23 protein-coding genes are annotated in these 20,146 nt (G+C 70.9%); 14 read left to right on the top strand and 9 right to left on the bottom strand.

Features of this window, described 5'->3' with window-relative positions; genetic code table 11:
- Window positions 1-7 precede the first annotated feature (7 nt).
- Together ACZ5J1_RS10165 and ACZ5J1_RS10160 are read right to left on the bottom strand one after the other, a co-directional pair.
- Window positions 8-1,054 (bottom strand): NAD(P)-dependent alcohol dehydrogenase, encoded by a 1,047-nt coding sequence (locus ACZ5J1_RS10165; protein ID WP_464558354.1) that lies wholly within the window; start codon window positions 1,052-1,054, stop codon window positions 8-10.
- A 23-nt stretch (window positions 1,055-1,077) separates the two neighbouring features.
- Complete coding sequence (locus ACZ5J1_RS10160) at window positions 1,078-1,530, bottom strand: MerR family transcriptional regulator (RefSeq protein WP_464558352.1); 453 nt, start codon at window positions 1,528-1,530, stop codon at window positions 1,078-1,080.
- A 61-nt stretch (window positions 1,531-1,591) separates the two neighbouring features.
- On the opposite strand from ACZ5J1_RS10160, the gene ACZ5J1_RS10155 reads away from it, so the two are divergent.
- The 8 genes from ACZ5J1_RS10155 (at window position 1,592) to ACZ5J1_RS10120 (ending at window position 8,710) form a co-directional block, all read left to right on the top strand.
- On the top strand, window positions 1,592-2,827 hold the full coding sequence (locus ACZ5J1_RS10155) for a M48 family metallopeptidase (RefSeq protein ID WP_464558350.1): 1,236 nt from the start codon (window positions 1,592-1,594) through the stop codon (window positions 2,825-2,827).
- A gap of 17 nt (window positions 2,828-2,844) precedes the next feature.
- A complete protein-coding gene (locus ACZ5J1_RS10150; protein ID WP_464558348.1) occupies window positions 2,845-3,552 on the top strand; it encodes a hypothetical protein in 708 nt (235 codons plus the stop codon).
- 38 nt (window positions 3,553-3,590) lie between these two features.
- Complete coding sequence (locus tag ACZ5J1_RS10145) at window positions 3,591-4,541, top strand: hypothetical protein (protein ID WP_464558346.1); 951 nt, start codon at window positions 3,591-3,593, stop codon at window positions 4,539-4,541.
- Window positions 4,542-4,645: 104 nt separating this feature from the next.
- Window positions 4,646-5,977 (top strand): MFS transporter, encoded by a 1,332-nt coding sequence (locus ACZ5J1_RS10140; RefSeq protein ID WP_464558344.1) that lies wholly within the window; start codon window positions 4,646-4,648, stop codon window positions 5,975-5,977.
- A 42-nt stretch (window positions 5,978-6,019) separates the two neighbouring features.
- Entirely contained in the window at window positions 6,020-6,913 is an 894-nt protein-coding gene (locus tag ACZ5J1_RS10135; RefSeq protein ID WP_464558342.1) for an alpha/beta fold hydrolase, read from the top strand.
- The gene (locus tag ACZ5J1_RS10130; protein WP_464558340.1) at window positions 6,910-7,545 is read left to right on the top strand and encodes a TetR/AcrR family transcriptional regulator; all 636 of its coding nucleotides are present in this window, start codon (window positions 6,910-6,912) and stop codon (window positions 7,543-7,545) included. The genes ACZ5J1_RS10135 and ACZ5J1_RS10130 overlap by 4 nt, the downstream gene beginning before the upstream one ends.
- A 16-nt stretch (window positions 7,546-7,561) precedes the next feature.
- Window positions 7,562-8,050 carry a pyridoxamine 5'-phosphate oxidase family protein gene (locus ACZ5J1_RS10125; protein WP_464558338.1) on the top strand — a complete coding sequence of 163 codons (489 nt, stop codon included), beginning with the start codon at window positions 7,562-7,564 and terminating at the stop codon, window positions 8,048-8,050.
- A 66-nt stretch (window positions 8,051-8,116) separates the two neighbouring features.
- Window positions 8,117-8,710, top strand: a complete 594-nt coding sequence (locus tag ACZ5J1_RS10120) for a hypothetical protein (RefSeq protein WP_464558336.1) — start codon at window positions 8,117-8,119, stop codon at window positions 8,708-8,710.
- A gap of 12 nt (window positions 8,711-8,722) precedes the next feature.
- Here ACZ5J1_RS10120 and ACZ5J1_RS10115 read toward each other — a convergent pair whose 3' ends face one another.
- Both ACZ5J1_RS10115 and ACZ5J1_RS10110 read right to left on the bottom strand, forming a co-directional pair.
- Window positions 8,723-9,643, bottom strand: coding sequence for a dioxygenase family protein (locus tag ACZ5J1_RS10115; RefSeq protein ID WP_464558334.1), 921 nt, complete (start codon window positions 9,641-9,643; stop codon window positions 8,723-8,725).
- A 33-nt stretch (window positions 9,644-9,676) separates the two neighbouring features.
- Window positions 9,677-11,749, bottom strand: a complete 2,073-nt coding sequence (locus tag ACZ5J1_RS10110; RefSeq protein ID WP_464558332.1) for an MMPL family transporter — start codon at window positions 11,747-11,749, stop codon at window positions 9,677-9,679.
- Window positions 11,750-11,800: 51 nt separating this feature from the next.
- On the opposite strand from ACZ5J1_RS10110, the gene ACZ5J1_RS10105 reads away from it, so the two are divergent.
- Genes ACZ5J1_RS10105 through ACZ5J1_RS10095 form a run of 3 tightly spaced genes read left to right on the top strand, consistent with a single transcriptional unit; the run spans window position 11,801 to window position 13,405 of the window.
- Complete coding sequence (locus tag ACZ5J1_RS10105; RefSeq protein WP_464558330.1) at window positions 11,801-12,283, top strand: MarR family transcriptional regulator; 483 nt, start codon at window positions 11,801-11,803, stop codon at window positions 12,281-12,283.
- Window positions 12,283-12,597, top strand: a complete 315-nt coding sequence (locus ACZ5J1_RS10100; RefSeq protein ID WP_464558328.1) for an immunity protein Imm33 domain-containing protein — start codon at window positions 12,283-12,285, stop codon at window positions 12,595-12,597. The genes ACZ5J1_RS10105 and ACZ5J1_RS10100 overlap by 1 nt, the downstream gene beginning before the upstream one ends.
- A 22-nt stretch (window positions 12,598-12,619) precedes the next feature.
- Window positions 12,620-13,405, top strand: a complete 786-nt coding sequence (locus ACZ5J1_RS10095; protein WP_464558326.1) for an enoyl-CoA hydratase/isomerase family protein — start codon at window positions 12,620-12,622, stop codon at window positions 13,403-13,405.
- Here the strand turns inward: ACZ5J1_RS10095 and ACZ5J1_RS10090 are convergent.
- Both ACZ5J1_RS10090 and ACZ5J1_RS10085 read right to left on the bottom strand, forming a co-directional pair.
- On the bottom strand, window positions 13,293-14,441 hold the full coding sequence (locus ACZ5J1_RS10090; protein ID WP_464558324.1) for a DUF7802 domain-containing protein: 1,149 nt from the start codon (window positions 14,439-14,441) through the stop codon (window positions 13,293-13,295). The genes ACZ5J1_RS10095 and ACZ5J1_RS10090 overlap by 113 nt on opposite strands.
- The gene (locus tag ACZ5J1_RS10085; RefSeq protein ID WP_464558322.1) at window positions 14,438-14,926 is read right to left on the bottom strand and encodes a nuclear transport factor 2 family protein; all 489 of its coding nucleotides are present in this window, start codon (window positions 14,924-14,926) and stop codon (window positions 14,438-14,440) included. Before ACZ5J1_RS10085 ends, ACZ5J1_RS10090 begins: the two co-directional genes overlap by 4 nt.
- Window positions 14,927-14,987: 61 nt before the next feature.
- On the opposite strand from ACZ5J1_RS10085, the gene ACZ5J1_RS10080 reads away from it, so the two are divergent.
- Window positions 14,988-16,163: a saccharopine dehydrogenase family protein gene (locus ACZ5J1_RS10080; RefSeq protein ID WP_464558320.1), complete on the top strand. Its 1,176-nt coding sequence runs from the start codon at window positions 14,988-14,990 to the stop codon at window positions 16,161-16,163.
- On the opposite strand, the gene ACZ5J1_RS10075 is transcribed toward ACZ5J1_RS10080, so the two are convergent.
- Window positions 16,153-16,662 carry an SRPBCC family protein gene (locus ACZ5J1_RS10075; RefSeq protein ID WP_464558318.1) on the bottom strand — a complete coding sequence of 170 codons (510 nt, stop codon included), beginning with the start codon at window positions 16,660-16,662 and terminating at the stop codon, window positions 16,153-16,155. The genes ACZ5J1_RS10080 and ACZ5J1_RS10075 overlap by 11 nt on opposite strands.
- Window positions 16,663-16,682: 20 nt before the next feature.
- A complete protein-coding gene (locus tag ACZ5J1_RS10070; RefSeq protein WP_464558316.1) occupies window positions 16,683-17,243 on the bottom strand; it encodes a TetR/AcrR family transcriptional regulator in 561 nt (186 codons plus the stop codon).
- Between the two features lie 86 nt (window positions 17,244-17,329).
- Between ACZ5J1_RS10070 and ACZ5J1_RS10065 the strand changes: the two genes are divergently transcribed.
- A complete protein-coding gene (locus tag ACZ5J1_RS10065; protein ID WP_464558314.1) occupies window positions 17,330-18,226 on the top strand; it encodes an SDR family oxidoreductase in 897 nt (298 codons plus the stop codon).
- Window positions 18,227-18,256: 30 nt separating this feature from the next.
- Complete coding sequence (locus ACZ5J1_RS10060) at window positions 18,257-19,513, top strand: low temperature requirement protein A (RefSeq protein WP_464558312.1); 1,257 nt, start codon at window positions 18,257-18,259, stop codon at window positions 19,511-19,513.
- On the opposite strand, the gene ACZ5J1_RS10055 is transcribed toward ACZ5J1_RS10060, so the two are convergent.
- A complete protein-coding gene (locus tag ACZ5J1_RS10055; protein ID WP_464558310.1) occupies window positions 19,479-20,144 on the bottom strand; it encodes a class I SAM-dependent methyltransferase in 666 nt (221 codons plus the stop codon). The two genes, ACZ5J1_RS10060 and ACZ5J1_RS10055, sit on opposite strands and share 35 nt — an antisense overlap.
- Window positions 20,145-20,146: the final 2 nt, after the last annotated feature.

Here is a 20,146-nt window from a genome sequence, read left to right as displayed (position 1 = left end):
CTCCCGTTCAGCTGGAGGCGAGGGTGGCGGCGTCGATCACGAACCGGTAGCGGACGTCGGAGGCCAGCACGCGCTCGTAGGCCTCGTTGACCTGGTCGACGCTGATCACCTCGATCTCGGACCCGATCCCGTGCTCGGCGCAGAAGTCGAGCATCTCCTGGGTCTCGGCGATGCCGCCGATCATCGACCCGGAGAACGAGCGGCGTCCGCCGATGAGGGACATCGCGTTGACCGGCAGCGGCTCCGGCGGGGCGCCGACGTTGACCAGGGTGCCGTCGACGGCGAGGAGCCGCAGGTAGGCGTTGATGTCGATCCCGGCGCTGACCGTGTTGATGATCAGGTCGAACCGGCCGGCGAGCTGCTTGAACGTGTCGCGGTCCGACGTGGCGTAGTAGTGGTCGGCCCCGAGGCGCAGGCCGTCGTCGGCCTTCTTCAGCGACTGCGACAGCACGGTCACCTCGGCACCGAGGGCGTGGGCGAGCTTGACGCCCATGTGCCCGAGCCCGCCGAGGCCGACGATCGCGACCTGCTTGCCGGGGCCGGCGCCCCAGCGCCGCAGGGGGGAGTAGGTGGTGATGCCCGCGCACAGCAGCGGTGCGGCGGCGGCCGGGTCGATCCCGTCCGGGACCGTGAGGACGAAGTCGGCGTCGACGACGACGTGGGTGGAGTAGCCGCCCTGGGTGGTGGTGCCGTCGCGGTCGGTGGCGGCGTAGGTGCCGACCATGCCGTTCAGGCAGTACTGCTCGTCGCCCTGGAGGCAGTTGGCGCACGTCCGGCAGGCGTTGACGATGCAGCCGACCCCGACCCGGTCACCCACCTGGTGGCGGGAGACGGCCGAGCCGACCTCGGTGACGATCCCGACGATCTCGTGCCCGGGGACGACGGGGAAGGGCTGCGGGCCCCAGTCACCGTTGACCGTGTGGATGTCGGAGTGGCAGATGCCGGCGTACTCGATCGCGATCAGGACGTCGTTGTCCCCGACGTCGCGGCGCTCGATGGTGATGGGGGCCAGCGGCTGGCCGGCGGCGGGTGCTGCGTAGGCGTTGACACGCACAGGGTGCTCCTTCAGTGCCCGGGTCAGGGCTTCTTGGTGTCGTTGAGCTCGTCGGCCAGGGTCATGGCCTCGCTCCCGAGGGTGGTGGCGCGTTCGGTGTCGCCGGCCGCGACGGCCTCCCAGTACTCGACCTTCAGGGCGACGTACCGGCGGCGGAGGATGATCTGCTCGGCCTCGCGGGCCAGCCGCTCGCCCTGCTGGGTGAGCAGGTCGATCTGCTCGGCCGCGGCTGCGGCGCCGAGTGGGGCGTTGGCGACGTAGCGGCGCATGTCGCTGACCGACATCCCGGTCGCGGCCAGGCAGGCCACCGACATCACCTGGTTGAGATCGGCGTCGTCGTACACCCGGTGCTTGCTGCTCGCACCGCGACTGATCGGCGCGATCACGCCGATCGACTCGTAGTAGCGCAGCGTGCTGGCCGGGAGCCCGGTCAGGGCGGCGGTCTCCTTGATCGTGTAGCCACGGGAGGTTCTCACTCCATCGACGGTAGAAACTTCGAGTACTTGAAGTCAAAGGTCATTTGCCACACTTCGTCGTGTGAGTGCCGAGGCCGTGACCGCGCGACGCGTCTCCGCAGCCGTCCTGGCGCTCGGCCTGATCGGGTTCGTCGTGCTCGCCGTCACCCGCGTGCCGTGGCATCCCTATCCGGGTGGCGCGCTCGAGCCGCCGGCCGCCGACGCGATCTTCACCCACGCCCAGATCTCGGCGATGGAGGCGTACTCGTCCTGGGTCCGCGGCTGGTCGCGCACGGGCCTGGTCGTCTCGCTGGTCGTGGCGTGCGTCATCGGGTTCACGCCGCTGGGCCGACGGCTGATGGCCCTCGCGCGCGGTCCGTGGTGGCTGCGGGTGATCGAGGGAGTGGTCGCACTCGAGATGATCAGCTCCCTCGTCACGCTCGTGCCCGCCGTCCTGATCCGCCGCCGCCAGCTCGACGTCGGGCTCTCGCACCAGGCCTGGACCGGGTTCGCCTCGGACCGGCTGATCGGCATGCTGGTCTCGATCGTCGGGGTCTCGCTGGCGCTCCTGGTCCTGATGGCGTGCGCCCGTCGCTGGCGGCGGTGGTGGCCCGCGGTCGCGGGCGGCCTGCTCGCGGTCGGGGTGCTGCTCGGGTCGTTCGTCTACCCGGTGCTCGTCGAGCCGCTCCTCAATGACTTCACCTCGCTGCCCGAGGGTTCGCTGCGCGACGAGATCGTCGCGCTGGCCCAGGAGCAGGGCGTCCGGATCGACGACGTCCTCGTCGCCGACGCCTCGCGGCGCACGACGACGCTCAACGCCTACGTGTCCGGCTTCGGCGGCACCCGCCGGGTCGTCCTCTACGACAACCTGGTCAACGACGTGCCGCGCGCCGAGACGCTGTCGGTGGTCTCGCACGAGCTCGCCCACGCCCAGTACGACGACGTCCTGACCGGCTCGCTCCTCGGCGCCGCCGCGGCGCTGATCGGGGTCGGCCTGCTCGGCCTGGTCCTCGAGCGCCGGGGATCCCGGGTCCGGGTCAGGGATCCGGAGAGCGTCCCGCTGCTGCTGGCGCTCTTCGCGGTCGGGAGCCTCCTGGCGCTGCCGGTGCAGAACACGATCAGCCGGCAGATCGAGACCCGGGCCGACGTCACCGCCCTGCGGACGACGCGGGACGCCGCGGCGTTCGTGGCGCTGCACCGCGAGCTGGCCGTGCGCTCGCTGTCGGACCCGACCCCCGCGCCGTGGGCGCAGTTCTGGTTCGGCTCGCACCCCACGTCGTTGCAACGGATCGCACTGATCGACCGGGTCTTGCGCTGAGCGCATAAGGTCTGCGCATGGCCGCGGCGCAGCACTGGGACCTCAGCGTCCCTGCCGCGGAGGGCGTCGTTGGGCACCATGTCTCGGTCCGTCCTGACGGGTGGTCGCGGGTCGTGGCCTGGACGGTCGACGGGACCCTGGTAGCCGAGAAGAAGTCCGGTGACGAGACGGTGAGGCTGACCGACCCCCAGGGAACACACGGCGCCGTCCGAGTCACCTTCAGCATGCTCGGGGCTCCCCGACGGGCGACCTGGTTCAGCGCGGGGGAGGCCGCCGCGCTGGCCGGCTTCGGGGGGATCGACCTGGATCCGGAGCCGGGATCGAAGGCGGCGCTTCGCGAGGACCGGATGCGGGCACACCCCAGGAGATACGCCGCGAGGCACGTCGCCGTGGGGGTCGCCCAGGTCGTCGTGCCGCTCCTGGTGACCCTCCTGATCGCGCGGTTCGCCGTCCGGATCGACTGGCCCGACTGGAACCTGCCGAACCTTCGGGTGCCACGCCTTCCCGACGTCCTTCCCGATCCGGATCTGCCCGACTGGGAAGTGCCGGGGTGGGCCGCCGCGGTGCTCGAGAAGGTGAAGTTCCTGATTCCCGTGCTGATCGGTCTCGGCGTCGCCCTGGCCGAGCTGCGACGACGGCGCGCGCAGGACCGGATCAAGGCCGAGCTGAACGCGCGACGCGTTCCCGACGAGTCCGATTCCCAGGGCGAAGGGGGTCCGGTCTAGTGCCGGGAACCGAGGCCCGCCCCCGGACCGTCGGACCGGTGCTCCTCATCCTCCTGGTCGCGCCGTTCTTCGGCGAAGGACTCTCGGGTTCGTCGCCGCCGCTCGACCTGCTGCTGCCGTGGAACCTCGCGGTCATGGCCGCGCTCTACGGCTGTGGGGCGTTGGTGTGCCGGGAGATCTCGCACCGCTGCGGGTGGGGCTTCTCGGGCCTCATCCTGCTCGGCCTCGCGTACGCGGTGTGGGAGGAGGCCCTGGTCGACCGCTACTGGTTCTTCCCCGGCTTCTGGGAGGACTCGGGGATCGGTGGCTACAGCGTGGTGTGGCACACGAACGTCCTGCTCGCCGTCCACCTCTCGGTGTTCCACACCGCGATCAGCATCTGCTCCTCCGTCCTCGTCGTCGAGTGGCTCGTCCCTCAGTCGCGTCATCGCCCGTGGGTCGGTCGTCCCGGACTCCTGCTCGCCGCGGTGGTGCTGGCGATCACCCCGCTGATCTACGGCGAGCTCGACCAGCGCCCACCGATCCCCGTCCTGGTCGCCGCAGGGCTCCTGCTCGGGGCGCTCGTGGGGTCGGCCTTCGTGGTCGGTCGCCGGCACCGGCCAACGAGGAAGCCGAGCGCGGAGGAGCGCCGCCCGGAACGACACGGTCTGGGACTGATCGCCTTCGGCTGCGCACTCGGGCACTGGGTGCTGACCTACTCGGTGGCGGAGACCGGCTTGCCGGCAGCCGTCGGTGTGGTGCTGGCGCTGCTTCCTGTCGCCGCCGGCGTCGTCCTGGTGCCTCGCCTCGCGGTGACCGGCCCCTACGGGAGCGACGGCGTCCGCGTCGTGGTCGGCCTGCTCTCGTTCTTCGTGCTGCTCGACCTGCTGGTCGCGTTGCTCGGTCGGTACGACATGATCCTGAGCGCCGCGGTCGCCGCTTGGCTGGCCCGGTGGCTGTACACCCGACGCGACCGTCTCGGGACGGCCGCCGACGCGTTGCCGGCCTGATCGAGGTCGAGTTTCCCGTCCAATCCCCGGCCCGTCTGTAGCATCATCTGCCCAGGTCAGGCCAAAGATCGGTGGGCGCCGTCGAGGCCGCGTAGCCTCCCGCAGTGACCTCCACCCTGCCTGACCAGGAGCGCCCGCTGCGGCTGCTCTCGCCGGCCTACGCCGCCATCACGATCGGGATGTTCGCGCTCTCCGCGGTGATCGCGTTCGAGGCGATGGCAGTCACCACCGTGATGCCGACGGTCGCCGAGGAGCTCAACGGTCTCGACCTGTTCGCGGCCGCGTTCGCCGCGCCGCTGGCCAGTGGTGTGGTGGGCATGGTGGCCGCCGGGTCGTGGAGTGACCGACGAGGTCCCGTCGCCCCGCTGGCGGCCGCCCTCGCGCTGTTCTCGGTCGGCCTGGTCGTCTGCGGCACCGCCCCGTCGATGGAGGTGCTGATCGGTGGTCGCGTGCTGCAGGGCCTCGGTGGCGGCGCCCTGTCCGTGGTCCTCTACGTCCTGGTCGGTCAGGTCTTCCCCCAGGAGCTCCAACCGTCCCTGTTCGCCAGCTTCGCTGCCGCGTGGGTGCTGCCCGCCCTCTTCGGTCCGGCGCTGGCGGCGCTGATCGCCGACGAGCTCGGCTGGCGCTGGGTCTTCCTCGGCGCCGTCGCGCTGGCCATCGCCTCGGCCTCGCTGGTCGCCCCGTCGCTGCGTCGGCTGAAGCCGCACGAGCCGGGCGCGCCCGCGCCGCGGTCCCGGCTGGTCTGGGCCGCCGTGGCCGCCGTCGCCGTGCTCGCGATCGACCGGTTCGCGATCGTGGCGGTCCTGGTCGCCGTACTCGCCCTGGTCAAGCTGCTGCCCCGCGGCTCGATGCTCGCCCGCCGCGGGCTCCCGGCGGTCGTGGCCGCGCGCGGTCTGATGAGCGCGTCGTTCTTCTGCTCGCAGGCCTACATCGTCTTCGTGCTCCAGGAGAACTGGGACCTCAGCCCTGCTGTGGCCGGTCTGGTGCTCTCCTTCGTCGGCATCGTGTGGGCGCTCGGCAGCCAAGCCTCGGCCAAGGTGGGGGACCGGGTCTCGGACGCGGCCGGCATGGTCTGGGGCAACTCGCTGCTGCTCGTCGGCACGGTCGGTCTGCTCGGGGCGTTGTGGGCCGAGCTGCCGGCGTGGCTGGCGATGACGGCGTTCGTGGTCGCCTCGGCCGGGATGGGCTTCGGCTACCCGCGCACCGGCGTGGCGATGCTGGCCGCCTCCAGCGACGCCGACCGGGGCTTCAACTCCTCGGCGCTCGCGATGGCGGACTCCCTCGGCAGTGCCCTGACGCTGGCGCTGGCCGGCGTGGTCTACGGCGCTGCCGGTCACGGCGACCGGGACCCGTTCCTGGCGGTCTTCGGCCTCGCCACGGTGGTGGCGGCGCTCTCGGTGCTGAGCGCCCTGCGCACCACCGCCTCCCGCGCCTGAAATCTCCATCACCTGATTGAATCGGCTGATACATTCCGATTCGTGCCGCTGACCAGTGCCGATCCGACCGAGTACACGGTCGAGCTGCCCGGCCTGAGGGCCGCGGTGCTCGAGTGGGGTGATCCCGAGGCGCCGCTGCTGGTGGCGTTGCACGGCTTCCCCGACAGCGCCCGGACGTGGCGGCACGTCGCGCCGCTGCTCGCCGAGGCGGGCTGGCGGGTGGTGGCGCCGTTCCTGCGTGGCTACGCGCCGAGCAGTCTGCCCGCGGACGACGACTTCTCGGTCGTCGCGGCGGCCGCCGACGCCGTCGACCTGCACCGCGCCCTCGGCGGTGACGAGCGCAGCGTCCTCGTCGGGCACGACTGGGGCGCGATCGCCACGTCGGTCCTGGCCGGTCAGCCGGACGCGCCCTTCGATCGGTACGTCGCCCTCGCGGTGCCTCCGCTCGGGCTGATGAATCCCACCCGGGCGACCTTCGTGACCTGGGTCCGGGCGCTCCTGCGGCAGCCGTTCCGGTCCTGGTACATCGGGTTCAACCAGATCCGTGGCCTCTCGGAGCGTCGCTTCCACTGGCTCGCGCGTCGGCTCTGGCCGGTCTGGTCGCCGGGGTACGACGCGACCCACGACCTGGAGCTGCTGCGGGCCGCGATCCCGGACCGCGCTCACGCCCGGGGAGCGCTGTCGTACTACCGGGCGCTGCTGCGCCGCGAGTCCCGGGCTCTGGCCGCAGAACCGCTCCGGCCGGTGCTCTACCTGCACGGCGACCGCGACGGTGCCCTGGACCGCCGGTTCTTCGACGTCGTCGCCCCGCACCTGGCGGCCCCCTCGGCCGCCGCGCTGGTGCCCGGCGCAGGGCACTTCCTCCACCTGGAGGCACCGGGTGTGGTCGCCGACCACCTCCTGGGTTTCCTCGGCTCGCCGCGGGTGCGCTCGTGAGCACGGTGACCGACGTCCCGACGGAGGTCCGCCTGCTGAGCGCCGCCGAACGGCTCTTCGCCGCTCACGGCGTCGAGGGCGTTTCGCTGCGCACGGTGATGAGCGAGGCTCGGGCGAACGTCGCGTCGGTGCACTACCACTTCGGTTCGAAGGAGGCCCTCCTCGCCGCGGTCGTCCGGAGCCGGCTCGACGAGATCACGGAGGCCCGCGCCCTCGTGCTCGACGAGCTCGCCGTCGCGTCTCAGCCGTCAGTGCGCGACCTGGCCCGGGCCCTGGTCGGTCCGGTGGCGGCGGTGGCGGCCAACGGCGGCCGGAACTGGGTGAAGCTGATCGGCACGCTGATCAGCACCAACGACCCCGGCCTCGACCCCGCCGCCGACTCGTTCTTCGCGCGCAACGCCCGCTTCATCGACCTGATGGAACGGTGCGACCCGACGGCCTCCGCGCAGACCCTGAGCTTCCGGCTCACCCTCGCGATGTCGATCACCCTGCAGGTGCTCGGCGACGCCGAGAACCTCCAGTCCCTGATGGCTGGAGGCGGTCGTCCCTGGAGCGAGTCCGACGTGAACGGCCACCTGCTCGACGTCGTCACCTCCGTCCTGGCCGGGCCGCCGGCCCACCCCTCCGAGTAACTCGAAAGCGAGCACCATGGGCACCAACCAGCGCTCCCAGGTCACGATGACCCCTGAGGAGATCGAGGCGTTCCTCGCCTCCCAGCGCACCGCGAACCTGATCACCCTCGGCGCGAGCGGCCACCCGCACGCCATCGCGATGTGGTTCGCCCTCATCGACGGCGTGATCTGGTTCGAGACCAAGGCGAAGGCGCAGAAGGCGGTCAACCTGCGCCGAGACTCACGCGCCACGGTCCTGGTCGAGGACGGCCTCACCTACGACACCCTGCGCGGCGTCTCGCTCGAGGGTCGGTGCGAGATCATCGACGACCCGGCGGCACTGTGGGCGGTCGGCGTCAACGTGTGGGAGCGGTACAACGGCCCCTACACCGAGGAGCTCAAGCCGTTCGTCGAGATGATGCTGCACAACCGGGTCGCCGTCCGGTTCGACGTCGAACGCACCCGGTCGTGGGACCACCGCAAGCTCGGTCTCGACCCCATTCCGCTGGGGGGCACCACGGCGTAGATTCGAACATTGCCCTCCACCTCCCAATCCCGAGAGGTGGGTGTCGATTCCAGAGGGGGGCAGCACATGTTCATCCAGATCATCCAAGGCACGTGCACACGCCAGTCCGAGCTCCGCGAGCATGCGGACACCTGGCGTCGCGAGCTCAGCCCGGGCGCGACCGGCTGGCTCGGAGGGACCTACGGGTTCACCGACGACGACCTGTTCATGGCCGTCGTCCGTTTCGAGTCGCGCGAGGCAGCGATGGCCAACTCCGAGCGACCGGAGCAGGCCGCCTGGGCGGAGACCATGATGAGCTTCATGGACGGCCCGGTCGAGTTCCACGACTGCGACGACGTCACGCTGCTGATGGACGGCGGGTCCGACCAGGCTGGCTTCGTCCAGGTCATCCGGGGCAAGGTCGACGACCCGGAGCGACTCCGGTCGATGATGACCAGCAACACCGATGCGATGCACGAGATGCGGCCCGACATCCTGGGTGGCACCTTGGCCTTCGAGCCGGACGGCACCTTCACCGAGACGATCTGCTTCACCAGTGAGGCCGAGGCCCGCAAGGCCGAGGGGATGGAGCCGCCGCCGGAGGTGCGGTCCGAGCTCGACTACGCGATGGCCGGGGCGACGTTCTTCGACCTGCACCACCCCTGGTTCGAGTCCCGCTGACCTCGACGCTCCTCACGGACCCGGCGGCGGGGCACCGCCGCCGGCCGCGGGGGTCGTCGTGGTGTCGATCGCGACGGTCAGACCGCCGGTGTAGCCCGCCGTCGGATCGCCGGCGAAGGTGCCCAGCTCCAGCGCGTAGCCGTCGCTGAAGACGTTGTCGGTCTCGAGCGAGACCTGGCCGAGGTTCGAGGCCGACCCCGGATAGGTCGACTCCGCGTAGACGGTCGAGACCATCTCCTTCGGGAACGCGACCTGCGAGGTGGCGATCGCGTTGCCCGAGCTCGTCGCCGATGCCGCGTCGGGGTAGACCTCGAAGTGCAGGTGCGGCCACCGGCCGGCGTAGCACCCCGGCACGATCGTGGTGAAGGTGACCATCCCCTGCGCGTCGGCGACCTGGATGCCGCGCAGGAAGGTCTCGTCCTCCACGCCCTCGGAGTACATCGAGTACCGCCCCTGGGCATCGCACTGCCACAGGTAGACCGCCGCCCCGGCGAGCGGGGTGCTGCCCTGCGCCAGGTCCGTCAGTGTGAACGTGAAGGTCAGCGTGACCCCGTCGACGAGCGTCGTGCTGCCCAGGCTCGACCGGATGTCCTGGCGCACGATCCCTGACTGCTGCAGCACGTTGACCCCGTTGCTGCCGTCGGCCGGGTAGGGGCCGTTGGTCTCCTGCGGGATCTCACCGGTGGCCGACGTACCGGCTCCTGACGAGCTCGAGGTGGACGGCGAGGCGGGCGTGCCGTCGCTGCCGCACGCCGCCAGGGTGAGTGCTCCTGCGCCGACGCCGAACAGTGCGAGCATGCCGCGCCGGCTCAGCAGGGTGCCGAGGTCGAAGCCGGCGCCCTGGTCGACCACCTCGTCCTCGGGGCGGGCGAGGAGGCGACCCTGGTAGGCCGGGCCAGCGGGGGTGTGGTCGGGTTCCGGGATGCGCTTCATGCCCCGAATCTGCCCCCGCTGGCTGTGTGCCACCTAGTGCTGGGCTGAGAATTCCTCCACAGGAACGTCGCTCGCGTCGGTGCGGTGGTCGACCCGGCTGGGCCACCAGAACCGGTCGCCGAGCTTCACCCCGAGCGCGGGCACGAGCATCGTCCGGACCACGAGGGTGTCGAGCAGGACGCCGACGCAGATGATGCTGCCGAGCTGGGCCAGGCCCACCAGGGGCAGCACGCCGAGGACGGCGAAGACCGCGGCCAGCAGGAATCCGGCGCTGGTGATCACCCCTCCGGTCACCGTGAGGGCGCGCAGCATCCCCTCGCGGGAGCCGTGCTTGGCCGCCTCCTCGCGGGCCCGGGTGACGAGGAAGATGTTGTAGTCCACCCCGAGCGCGACCAGGAACAGGAACGCGAAGAGCGGCACCTTGGTGTCGATCGCCGGGAAGCCCAGCGGTCCGGTGAAGAACCACCAGGACGCACCCAGCGCGGCGACGAAGGTGCCGACCACCGACAGGACGAGCAGGACCGGTCCGAGGAAGGCCCGCAGCAGCACCATCAGGCCGATCAGCACCATCGCCAGCGCGATCGGCACGATCAGGCGCAGGTCGCGTACGGCGGCGGCGCGCTCGTCGATGCCTTCGGCCTCCGATCCGCCGACGTGCGTCGCGGCGTCCAGGGGCGCGAGCCGGCTCTGCAGCCGGTCGATCGTGTCGGCCGATCCGTCCGTCCCCGGGCGGTCGGCGAGGACGACGTCGATCGAGGTGATCCCGGCGCCCTGGGCGCTGATGCGAGCGGAGTCGACGCCGCTGGTCCGGGTGACGATCGCGAGCACGTCGTCGGCGTCGGCCCGGGTCACGATCCGGGTCGGCTCCACCGTGCCTGCTGGGAAGGACTCGGCCAGGCGGGCCGCGGCGCTGATCGCCTCGGGCTCGGCGAGGAACTGGTCGGCCCGGTCGAGACCCACCTTGATCCCGAGGGTGCCGCTGGCGAGGATGGCGAGCATCGCGACGGTCCCGGCGATCACGGTGCCGGGACGACGGGCGACCATCCGGCCGATCCGGGAGAAGATCGTCTGCCGCTGGCTGGCGACCACGTCACCGGGCCGCGGCACCATCGGCCAGAACACCCAGCGGCCGAAGAGCACCAGCGTCGCCGGCAGCACGGTCAGGGCGAAGAACGCGGCCACCACGATCCCGACGGCGCACGCCAGGCCGAGCCCGCGGGTCGCCGGAGTGAGGGAGAGCAGCAGGGTCAGCACCGTCAGGAAGACGGTGGTGGCGCTGCCGAGGACGGCCTCCGCGGTGCGGGTGAGGGCGTGGGCCATCGCCTCGCGTCGGTCCTCGAAGATCCGCAGCTCGTCGCGGTAGCGGGAGATCAGCAGCAGCGCGTAGTCGGTCGCCGCACCGAAGACGAGCACCGACAGGATCCCGGTGGTGGTGCCGTCCCAGGGCAGCCCGACCCACTCCAGCATCCGGGTGGCGGCCAGGACCGCGGTCTGGTCGGCGATCGCCACCACGATCAGCGGGATCAGCCACAGCACCGGGCTGCGGTAGGTGATCACCAGCAGGATGGCGACGATCAGCATCGTGGCCAGCAGCAGCTTGAGGTCGGCGCCGTCGAAGACCGCGCCGAGGTCGGCCTGGATCCCGGCCGGGCCGGTCACCTGGGCGCTCACCCCGTCCGGAGCGTTGTCCGAGAGCTGGGTGCGCAGGTCACCGACCTGCTCGCCGACCGTGTCGGCGTCGCCGGAGTCGATCAGCTTCACCGCGAGTGCCGCGGTGCCGTCCTCCGACACGGTGACCTGTTGGTCGGGGGCCTGGGCCCGCACCGCGACGATCTGGGCCTCGGTCAGGGGGCCGGAGTCGGAGGCCCAGACGATCAACGCTGCGGTGGTGTCGGCCGCCGGGAGCTGGTCGAGCAGGGCCGCGGCCGCCGTACTGTCGGCGCCGCGGGGGAGCCAGTCGCTGGACTGTGCCTCTCGCTCGGCCTTGCCCACCCCACCGATCGCGAGGATCGCGATCAGGATCGGGACGAGCATGACTATCCAGGCCGTACGACGGCCGGTGATGATAGCCGCGGAGCGGCTGGTGATGTTGGACGCGAAGCCCACGACGCCTCCTGAGGCTCTACGATTTCATTAACTAACTTAGCAACTAGGTGGGTGAGTCATATCGACGGTCCGGGAAGCGCCTTCGTCAGCGGGTGGGCGCAGACGGGAAGTCTGCGTGCGCTCCGCCTTGCCATCGGGCAGGGGAGTCGCCTGCGGCACGTCATCGCCCGGCGTGCCGGCCTGAGCGAGAGCGACCTGGTCGCGATGGAGCACCTGGTCGAGTCACCGCTCGGCCCGGCCGAGATCGCCCGCCTGCTCGACGTGAGCACGGCGGCCGCGACCGGCCTCGTCGACCGGCTGGCCGAGCGCGGGCACGTCCGGCGCCGCCCGCACGACCAGGACCGCCGCCGGACCCAGGTCGAGATGACCGAGAGCGGTCGCGAGGAGATCCTGGCGCAGCTGCTGCCGATGTTCGTCGCCCTCGACCGGCTCGACAGCTCCTTCACCGAGGAGGAGCGCGAGGTCGTCGAGCGCTACCTGCGCGGGGTGATCGCGGCCTTCGACGAGCTCGAAGCCGGCTCGCCGAACCCATGATGAACGCGACTCCGGGTCACCGGGACCTGCTGGACCAGCGGGTCTTCGTCAGCCGCCGCTCGCACGACGACGACCTCCGTCCGGGCTACGTCTACCGCGAGGCGCCCGACGACGACCAGGACTCGGGATGGCGTGCGCTCGTCGGTGACGAGACGGCCGCGGAGGCCGATGACCCCGGCAGCATCCTCGTCCAGCAGGTCGGACACCTGCTCCGTCGGTGGCCGGAACTTCGACCGCTCGTCGAGGCGGAGCCGCCCGAAGGTGCCTGGGAGTGGGACGAAGAGAAGGGCGCCTACGTCGAATCGTCCGAGTGATCGGGTTCGGTAGGGTCCGAGCGTGCTTCCCGACGCCGCCCGCCTCGCCGCCGCCCGCCTCCGCCTCGACCTCGACGGTCCGGTCGCGACGATCACGCTCAACGCCCCGGACCGACGCAACGCGCAGGTCCCGTCGATGTGGCACGCCCTGGCCGAGATCGGTGCCGGGTTGCCCGACGAGGTGCGTGTCGTGGTGCTCCGCGGTGAGGGTGCTGCCTTCTCCGCGGGCCTCGACCTGGACCTGCTCTCACCGGGTGGCGTGCCGGGGGAGGAGTCGACGCTGGAGCTGACCGGCAAGGACGAGCAGACGATCCTCGACACCATCGACGGCTACCAGCGTGGCTTCACCTGGTTGCACGACCCCCGGTTCGTCAGCATCGCCCAGGTCCACGGGTTCGCGATCGGGGCGGGCTTCCAGCTCGCGCTGGCCTGCGACCTCCGCGTGGTCGCCGAGGATGCCTACTTCTGCATGAAGGAGCCGGCCCTCGGTCTGGTGCCGGACCTGGCCGGGACCAAGCCGCTGGTCGACCTGGTCGGCTACTCCCGAGCCCTCGAGATCTGCGTGACCGCCCGCAGGGTGGGTGCTGTCGAGGCCGACGCCCTCGGCCTGGTCACCCGACTCGCCGCCGCGGCCGAGCTCGAGGCCACCACCGCGGCGCTGGTCGCTGCGATCGTGGCCAACAACGCCGGTGCGGTCAGGGAGACGACGGCGCTGGTGGCCGGGGCGCAGGGTCGCGACCTGGAGACGCAGCGGCTGCTGGAGCGGACGGCTCAGGTGCGCCGGTTCCGCGAGCTCGGGAACCGATGAGCACCAGCGTCGCGGCGGTGAAGCACGCCAGCACGTAGGGCACGTTGCCGGTGGCCCCGTCCAGCGAGGCCAGCCACAGGCCGGCGAACACCAGCAGGTAGGTCGCCGGGAAGAGTCGGAACGCCGTCCGCGGCTCTGCCGCGATCGCCTCCGGCTGACCAGCGCGCCACTCGCGCCACAGCAGGCCGATGCCGACGGTCCAGAGCAGCACGATCTGCGTGGTCAGCACGATCGCCTTGCCCGTGATGTTGGCGTCCTCGCGGCCGAAGACGGCGGTGGTGGCGCTGAAGATCGGCATCGCGACCGCCGACCCGAGGCCGATCACCACGATCCGCCAGGCCAACGACCAGCCCCGCGGAGCCGCGCCGCGCGCGGTCGGAGCCCCGACGAGGCGGTGCAGCAGGAACGCCATCACGCCGAAGGTGACCGAGGCGAAGATCCAGATGCTGTTCATCGGGACGGAGTCGAGCAACGGGTGGTTGTCCGGGTTGTCCAGGTTCCACGCCCACCAGCCCAGCTGGGGGCCGAGCTGGTCGAAGATCTCGTAGAACACCTGGTAGACGAACGCCACCGCGATCCCGCCGGCCAGAGCACCGCGTCGGGCGAAGACACCGAAGCGGCGGACGAGCTCGTAGGCCAGCTGCGACATCGCCGGGTAGAACGCGACGATGTAGAGCGGCAGCCGGTCGTACATGAACTGCACCGTGAAGACGTTGTGGGCGAAGTTGAAGCCGACGTACTCGCGGATCCCGAACCACTCCGGGAAGTAGAGCAGCGGCTCGACGACGAAGAGGTAGACCAACGACCCCAGCCAGAGCGCCAGGTTCGTCGGGTCACCGCCCCGGAGGCGACGGATCGCGTGCAGCAGGGCGAGCACGGCGCCGACCACGATCACCAGCTCGAGGATCGGCTGGGTCCAGCTGGTCAGCCCGAACGGGTTGCGCAGCGTCGCGACCGGGTTCGCGTCCTGGCAGGAGAAGCCCAGGGCGTCGGTGAGCCGGATCGCGACCGGATCGCAGTCGGCGCCCACTCTCATGAGTGCGACGACAGGGCCGGGTCCCATCGGTTGGCGATCAGCTTGAAGCTGGGCGTGTCGTCCAGGGACGTCATCGCTTCGTAGATCCGCTCGTACTTCGTCGAGGCGATCCGCCACTGGCCGTCGGCCTCGCGCCGATAGCTGTCGAGGTAGTAGCCGGCGCCCTCGATCCGCACCTTGAAGTCCGGCACGATCACCACGTCGTCGAATCCCCAGGACGCGGTCGCGGTGTCGCCGTCGACGGTGATCTCGGGGTGGTGAGCCAGGTGGATCGTGATGATGCCCGGTCCCAGGTTCTCGCTCATGTAGTCGACGACCGCATCGCGCGAGTCGAAGTGCAGCGGCTTGTCCATCGCCTGGGTGCCGTACCGGGCGCTGACGTCGGAGGCCAGGGTGTCGCCGTACTCGTCCCAGAGCTTGAGGTCCAGGGTGCGGAAGTAACGGTGCTTGAGCTGCTTGATCGCTTCGATCGCTTCAAGGTCCATGGTCGGAGAGTAGCCGTGATCTAGAACACGTTCTAGTACCTGATCGGCTAGCGTGCGAGGCATGAGTGCGCGAAGCGATCGACGGTTCGACGTGGTGCTGTTCGGAGCCACCGGCTTCACCGGAGGTCTGACGGCGAGCTACCTCGCCGAGCACCTGCCGCCGGACGCCCGCTGGGCGATCGCCGGACGCAACGCGACCAAGCTCGAGGGCGTGCGCGCAGGGTTGGCCGGCCCCGCCGCGGCGGCCGCCGAGGTCGTCGTCGCCGACGCGACCGACCCCGTCGCGCTGGCCGAGCTGGCCGCCGCGACCCAGGTCGTGATCACGACCGTCGGGCCCTACCTGGAGCACGGCGAACCGCTGGTCGCCGCCTGCGCGGCGGCCGGGACCGACTACGTCGACCTGACCGGGGAGCCCGAGTTCGTCGACCGGATGTACCTCGCCCACCACGAGGCCGCGGTGGCGAGCGGCGCCCGGATCGTGCACGCCTGCGGGTTCGACTCCGTCCCGCACGACCTCGGCGCGCTGTTCACGGTGCAGCGGCTGCCCGACGACGTACCGCTGGTGGTGCGGGGAGTGGTGCGCAGCAACGCTGCCTTCTCCGGCGGCACCTTCGCCTCCGCCCTCGGTCAGTTCGCTCGGGCCCGGCAGATGCGTGACGCCGCCTCGAAGCGCCGCGACGTCGAGCCGCGTCCTGAGGCCCGCCGATCCCGCGCCCACGGCGGGGCACCGGGTCGCGACGCCGACCTCGACCTGTGGCTGCTGCCGCTGCCGACCATCGACCCGATGATCGTGAAGCGCTCGGGTGCGGCCCGGGACGACTACGGACCGGACTTCAGCTACTCCCACTTCGCCGGGCTGAAGAAGGTGACGACGATGCTCACCGCCCCGGTCGGGGTGGTCGGGCTCTTCGTGGCCGCCCAGATCCCGCCGGTGCGCACCCGCCTGCTGGCGCGGATGCCCCAGGGCGAGGGCCCGAGCGAGAAGCGCCGGGAGAAGTCCTGGTTCACCGTCGACTTCGTCGGCGAGGGCGGCACCACCAAGGTCCACACCCGGGTCAGCGGTGGCGATCCCGGCTACGACGAGACCGCGAAGATGCTCGCCGAGTCGGCGATGTGCCTCGCCTTCGACGACAACCCGTCCACCGCGGGACAGGTCACCACCGCGACGGCGATGGGGGAGAACCTGATCGCGCGACTGGTCGCGGCCGGGATGGTGTTCGAGGACGTCAGCGACTGACCGCGGGGACCCCGTTCGCGGTCAGCTGCTGCAGGCTGCGCAGGAACCGGCGGAACATCCGGTTCGAGATCGGCGTCGAGATCGCGGTGAAGTGCCGCGAGGGTCCGTTGAGCTCCTGGCCGAGCTTCCAGGTCAGGTCGCAGCCGGTCGCGGTCGGGACGATGACGTACTCCTCGACGAACGCGCCGATCGCCGAGGTCGAGGCGGAGTTGAACCGGAACGCCAGGTGCTTGCCGGGCTCCCAGGCGAGGAACTCCTCCTCGCCGACCAGGCCACCGAGCATCGTGACCGTGCGCGTCGTGCCCACGCCGTACGGCGTCGGGCTGGTGTAGGTCACCCCGGTGATCACCTTCGCCCAGCGGGACCAGGTGTCGGGCCGGGCCAGCACCTCGAACAGCTCCTCGGGGCTGAGCGCGATGGAGACGGTGTTGCTGAAACGGATCGGCGCTCGGTCGATGAAGTCCAGGTCGACCCGGGAGCACGGGTGCATCGTCGGCATGCGGCGCACTCTAGAACGTCTCAGCCCAGCAGGGTGCGGAACCGTTCCAGTATCTCGGCGAGGAGCTCGTCGAAGGTCCGCGTCTCGCCCGGGGCGATCCAGGCGCTGAACGCCTGGCGGAAGACGGCCACGCCCGATTGCGCTGCGAGCGCCGCCGTGACCGGGTCGACGCCGCGCGTGGTCAGCTCCTCGGCCAGGGTGTCGGCGAGCGTCGACATCTTGTGCAGCTCGCGCTCGGCCAGGGCCGGGTTGGCGAGGAGTACGTCGGCGCGCGACCGCGACCAGGCGCGACGGTCCTCGGTGAAGAACGTGCCTGCTCCGGTCAGGGCCGCCTCGATCAGGTCGAGCGGGCGGGTGCCGTCGCACGCGGCCAGGGCGTTGGTGAAGGAGGCGGCGAACTGGTCGGAGCCGGCGAAGAGCACTTCGCGCTTGTCGGCGTAGTTGCGGAAGAAGGTGCGTTCGGTGACGCCGGCCTCTGCGGCGATCTCGGCCACCGTCGTCGCCTCGAACCCCTGGGTGCCGAACAGGCGCAGCGCTGCCTCGGCGAGGCGTTCGCGCGATCCTGACTCCCAGCGGGGCATGGCGGACATCCTAGGTGATGTCAGATGCTGACATCGCGTGTTACCGTCGATGTCAGCATCTGACATCACTGTGCAAGGAGTTCATCATGAAGGTCTTCGTCACCGGCTCGAGCGGCTGGATCGGTTCCGCCGTCGTCGACGAGCTCATCGCCCACGACCACGAGGTGGTCGGACTGGTCCGTTCCGACGCCGCCGCCGAGGCGGTTGCGGCGAAGGGTGCGACGGTGCTGCGCGGCAGCCTCGACGACCTCGACTCCCTGCGCCGTGGCGCGGCAGCCTCAGACGGCGTCGTGCACCTGGCCAACAAGCACGACTGGGGCAACCCCGCCGAGTCGGCCCGCGCCGAGCGCGCCTCGATCGAGGCACTCGCCGAGACGCTGTCCGGAAGCGGCCGACCACTGATCATCTCCTCCGGCGTCGCCGGACTCACGCCGGGACGGCCCGCCACCGAGGACGACGCCAACCCGGCGGTCGGCCCCGACGCACCGCGCGGCGGCGGCGAGAACCGGGCGTTCGACTTCATCGACGCCGACGTCCGCGCGATCGCGGCCCGGTTCGCCCCGACGGTGCACGGCATCGGGGACCACGGCTTCATCGCGCTGATCGCCGCGGCCGCGCGACGGACCGGCACCGCCGCCTACATCGGGGACGGGGCGCACCGCTGGGCCGCCGTACATCGGGGGGACGCGGCGCGTCTGGTCCGGCTCGGTCTCGAGAGCGCTCCGGCCGGGACCCGGCTGCACGCCGTCGGGGAGGAGGGGATCCGCACCCGCGAGATCGCCGAGGCGATCGGCGCCCGGTTCGGGCTGCCGGTGACCTCGATCGCTGCCGAGGACGCGGTCGACCACTTCGGGTTCGTCGGCATGTTCTTCGGGATGGACCTCTCCGCTTCCAGTGCTCTCACCCAGGAGCGGTTCGACTGGACTCCATCCGGTCCGACGCTGGTCGACGACATCGTCGCGGGAGGCTACGACCTCCCCTGACCGTGGCTGCCGGTGTGGAAGCCTGGAGGTATGTCTGACGGGACCCTGCAGCATCGCACCACGCGGATGACGGGCCGTGACCCGGACGAGCAGCACCGGGTCGCGAGTCCGTTGGAGCTGCTCTTCGACCTGACCTTCGTCGTCGCCTTCGGCACGGCCGCGAACTCGCTCGCCCACGGCCTCGCCGAGGGCTACGTGGTCCCGGTTCTGATGGGCTTCGCGTTCGCGACGTTCGCGGTGTCGTGGGCGTGGATCAACTTCACCTGGTTCGCCTCGGCCTACGACACCGACGACTGGATCTACCGGCTGACCACGATGCTCCAGATGGTCGGCGTCCTGGTGCTCGCCCTCGGCCTGCCGGCGATGTTCTCCTCGCTCGAGCACCATGCCGAGACCCTCGACAACGACGTCATGGTCTGGGGGTACGTCGTCATGCGGACCGCGATGCTGCTGCAGTGGCTGCGCGCCTCCCAGCACGACCCCGCCCGTCGCCCGGTGCAGCAGTGCTACATCGTCTCGATCCTGATCTCCCAGGTGATGTGGTGCGCGCTGGCGGTGATCGACTTCAGCATCCCGCTCACCTTCGCGCTGATGACGATCCCGCTGCTGATCGAGCTCGGTGGTCCCTTCGTCGCCGAGCGTCGCTTCGGGGGGACGCCGTGGCACGCGCACCACGTCGCGGAGCGCTACGGCCTGATGGTCATCATCACGCTCGGCGAGGGGATGATCGGCACGATGGCGAGCCTGACCGCCCTGTCGACGGACGGCGTGACGCTCGACGTCGGGCTGCTCGCGCTGGCCGGCACGGCGCTGACCTTCGGGCTGTGGTGGACCTACTACTCGATCCCGCACGCCGAGATCCTGCACGCCTGGCGCACCCGCTCGTTCCGCTGGGGGTACGGCCACATCCTGCTCTTCGGCGCCATCGTCGCGGTCGGGGCCGGCCTGCACGTGGCCGCCTACTACCTGGCGCACGAGAGCCACCTCGGGCTGGTCGCCACGGTGCTGACCGTCGTGGTCCCGACGGCGATCTACCTGCTGCTGCTCTACGTGCTCTACGCGACCTTCACCGAGTCGCTCGACCCGTTCCACCTGCTGCTCATCGCCGGCACCGCGGTGATGCTGGTGGTGCCGCTGCTGATGGCGGCCGCCGACGTCGAGATGACCTGGTGCCTGCTGGTCGTCGCGCTGGCGCCGTGGGTGACGGTGGTCGGGTACGAGACCGTCGGCTACCGGCACAACGCCCGGGTGCTCAGCTCGCTGGCGACTCCAGTCGACGAGCCTTGAGATAGGCGAACGACCCCTCGATCCGCACCCGGACGTGGAACCCGTCCCGGCTGAGCCACTGCGCCACCTCGGCGGCGCTGGCCGACGGGCCGACCACGCCGAGGAGCCGGGCCCCGCCCAGGATCGGTCGGTAGCGCAGGCCGGCATCGGAGCGCAGCCAGGTCAGCTCGATCCGGTCCCTCGTCACCCGCGCCAGCTCACGCACGGCTGACTCGGGGTCGGGGAAGCAGTGCAGCCCGGTCAGGCTGAGGGTGAGGTCGACGGAGTGGTCCGGGAGCGGCAGGTGGGCGACGTCGGCCTGCACGGTCTCGACCGTCAGACCGAGGTGGCGCGCCGCCGCGGCCGTGCGCTTCAGCATCGTCGGGGCGATGTCGGCGGCGAGGTAGCGCACCGGCGTCGACCGGCGGGCCAGGCCGTTCAGGGCGATCCCCGACCCGCACGGGACATCGAGAACCGTCCCGCCCTCAGGCACCTCGGTCACGGTCGCGATGGCGTCGTACAGGCCGTCGAGGTTGGTGCCGAAGGCGATCCTCCCCGCCGTCCTGACCACGCGCGGGTGACTCATCGCCCGTGAATAGATGGCCGACCACGGATGGTCCAGACGCCAGGCATCGCTCACGTTGCGGCTCATGC

The sequence above is a fragment of the Nocardioides sp. JCM 18999 genome (genome assembly GCF_055391175.1).
This window is presented reverse-complemented; position numbering and strand designations above follow the sequence as displayed.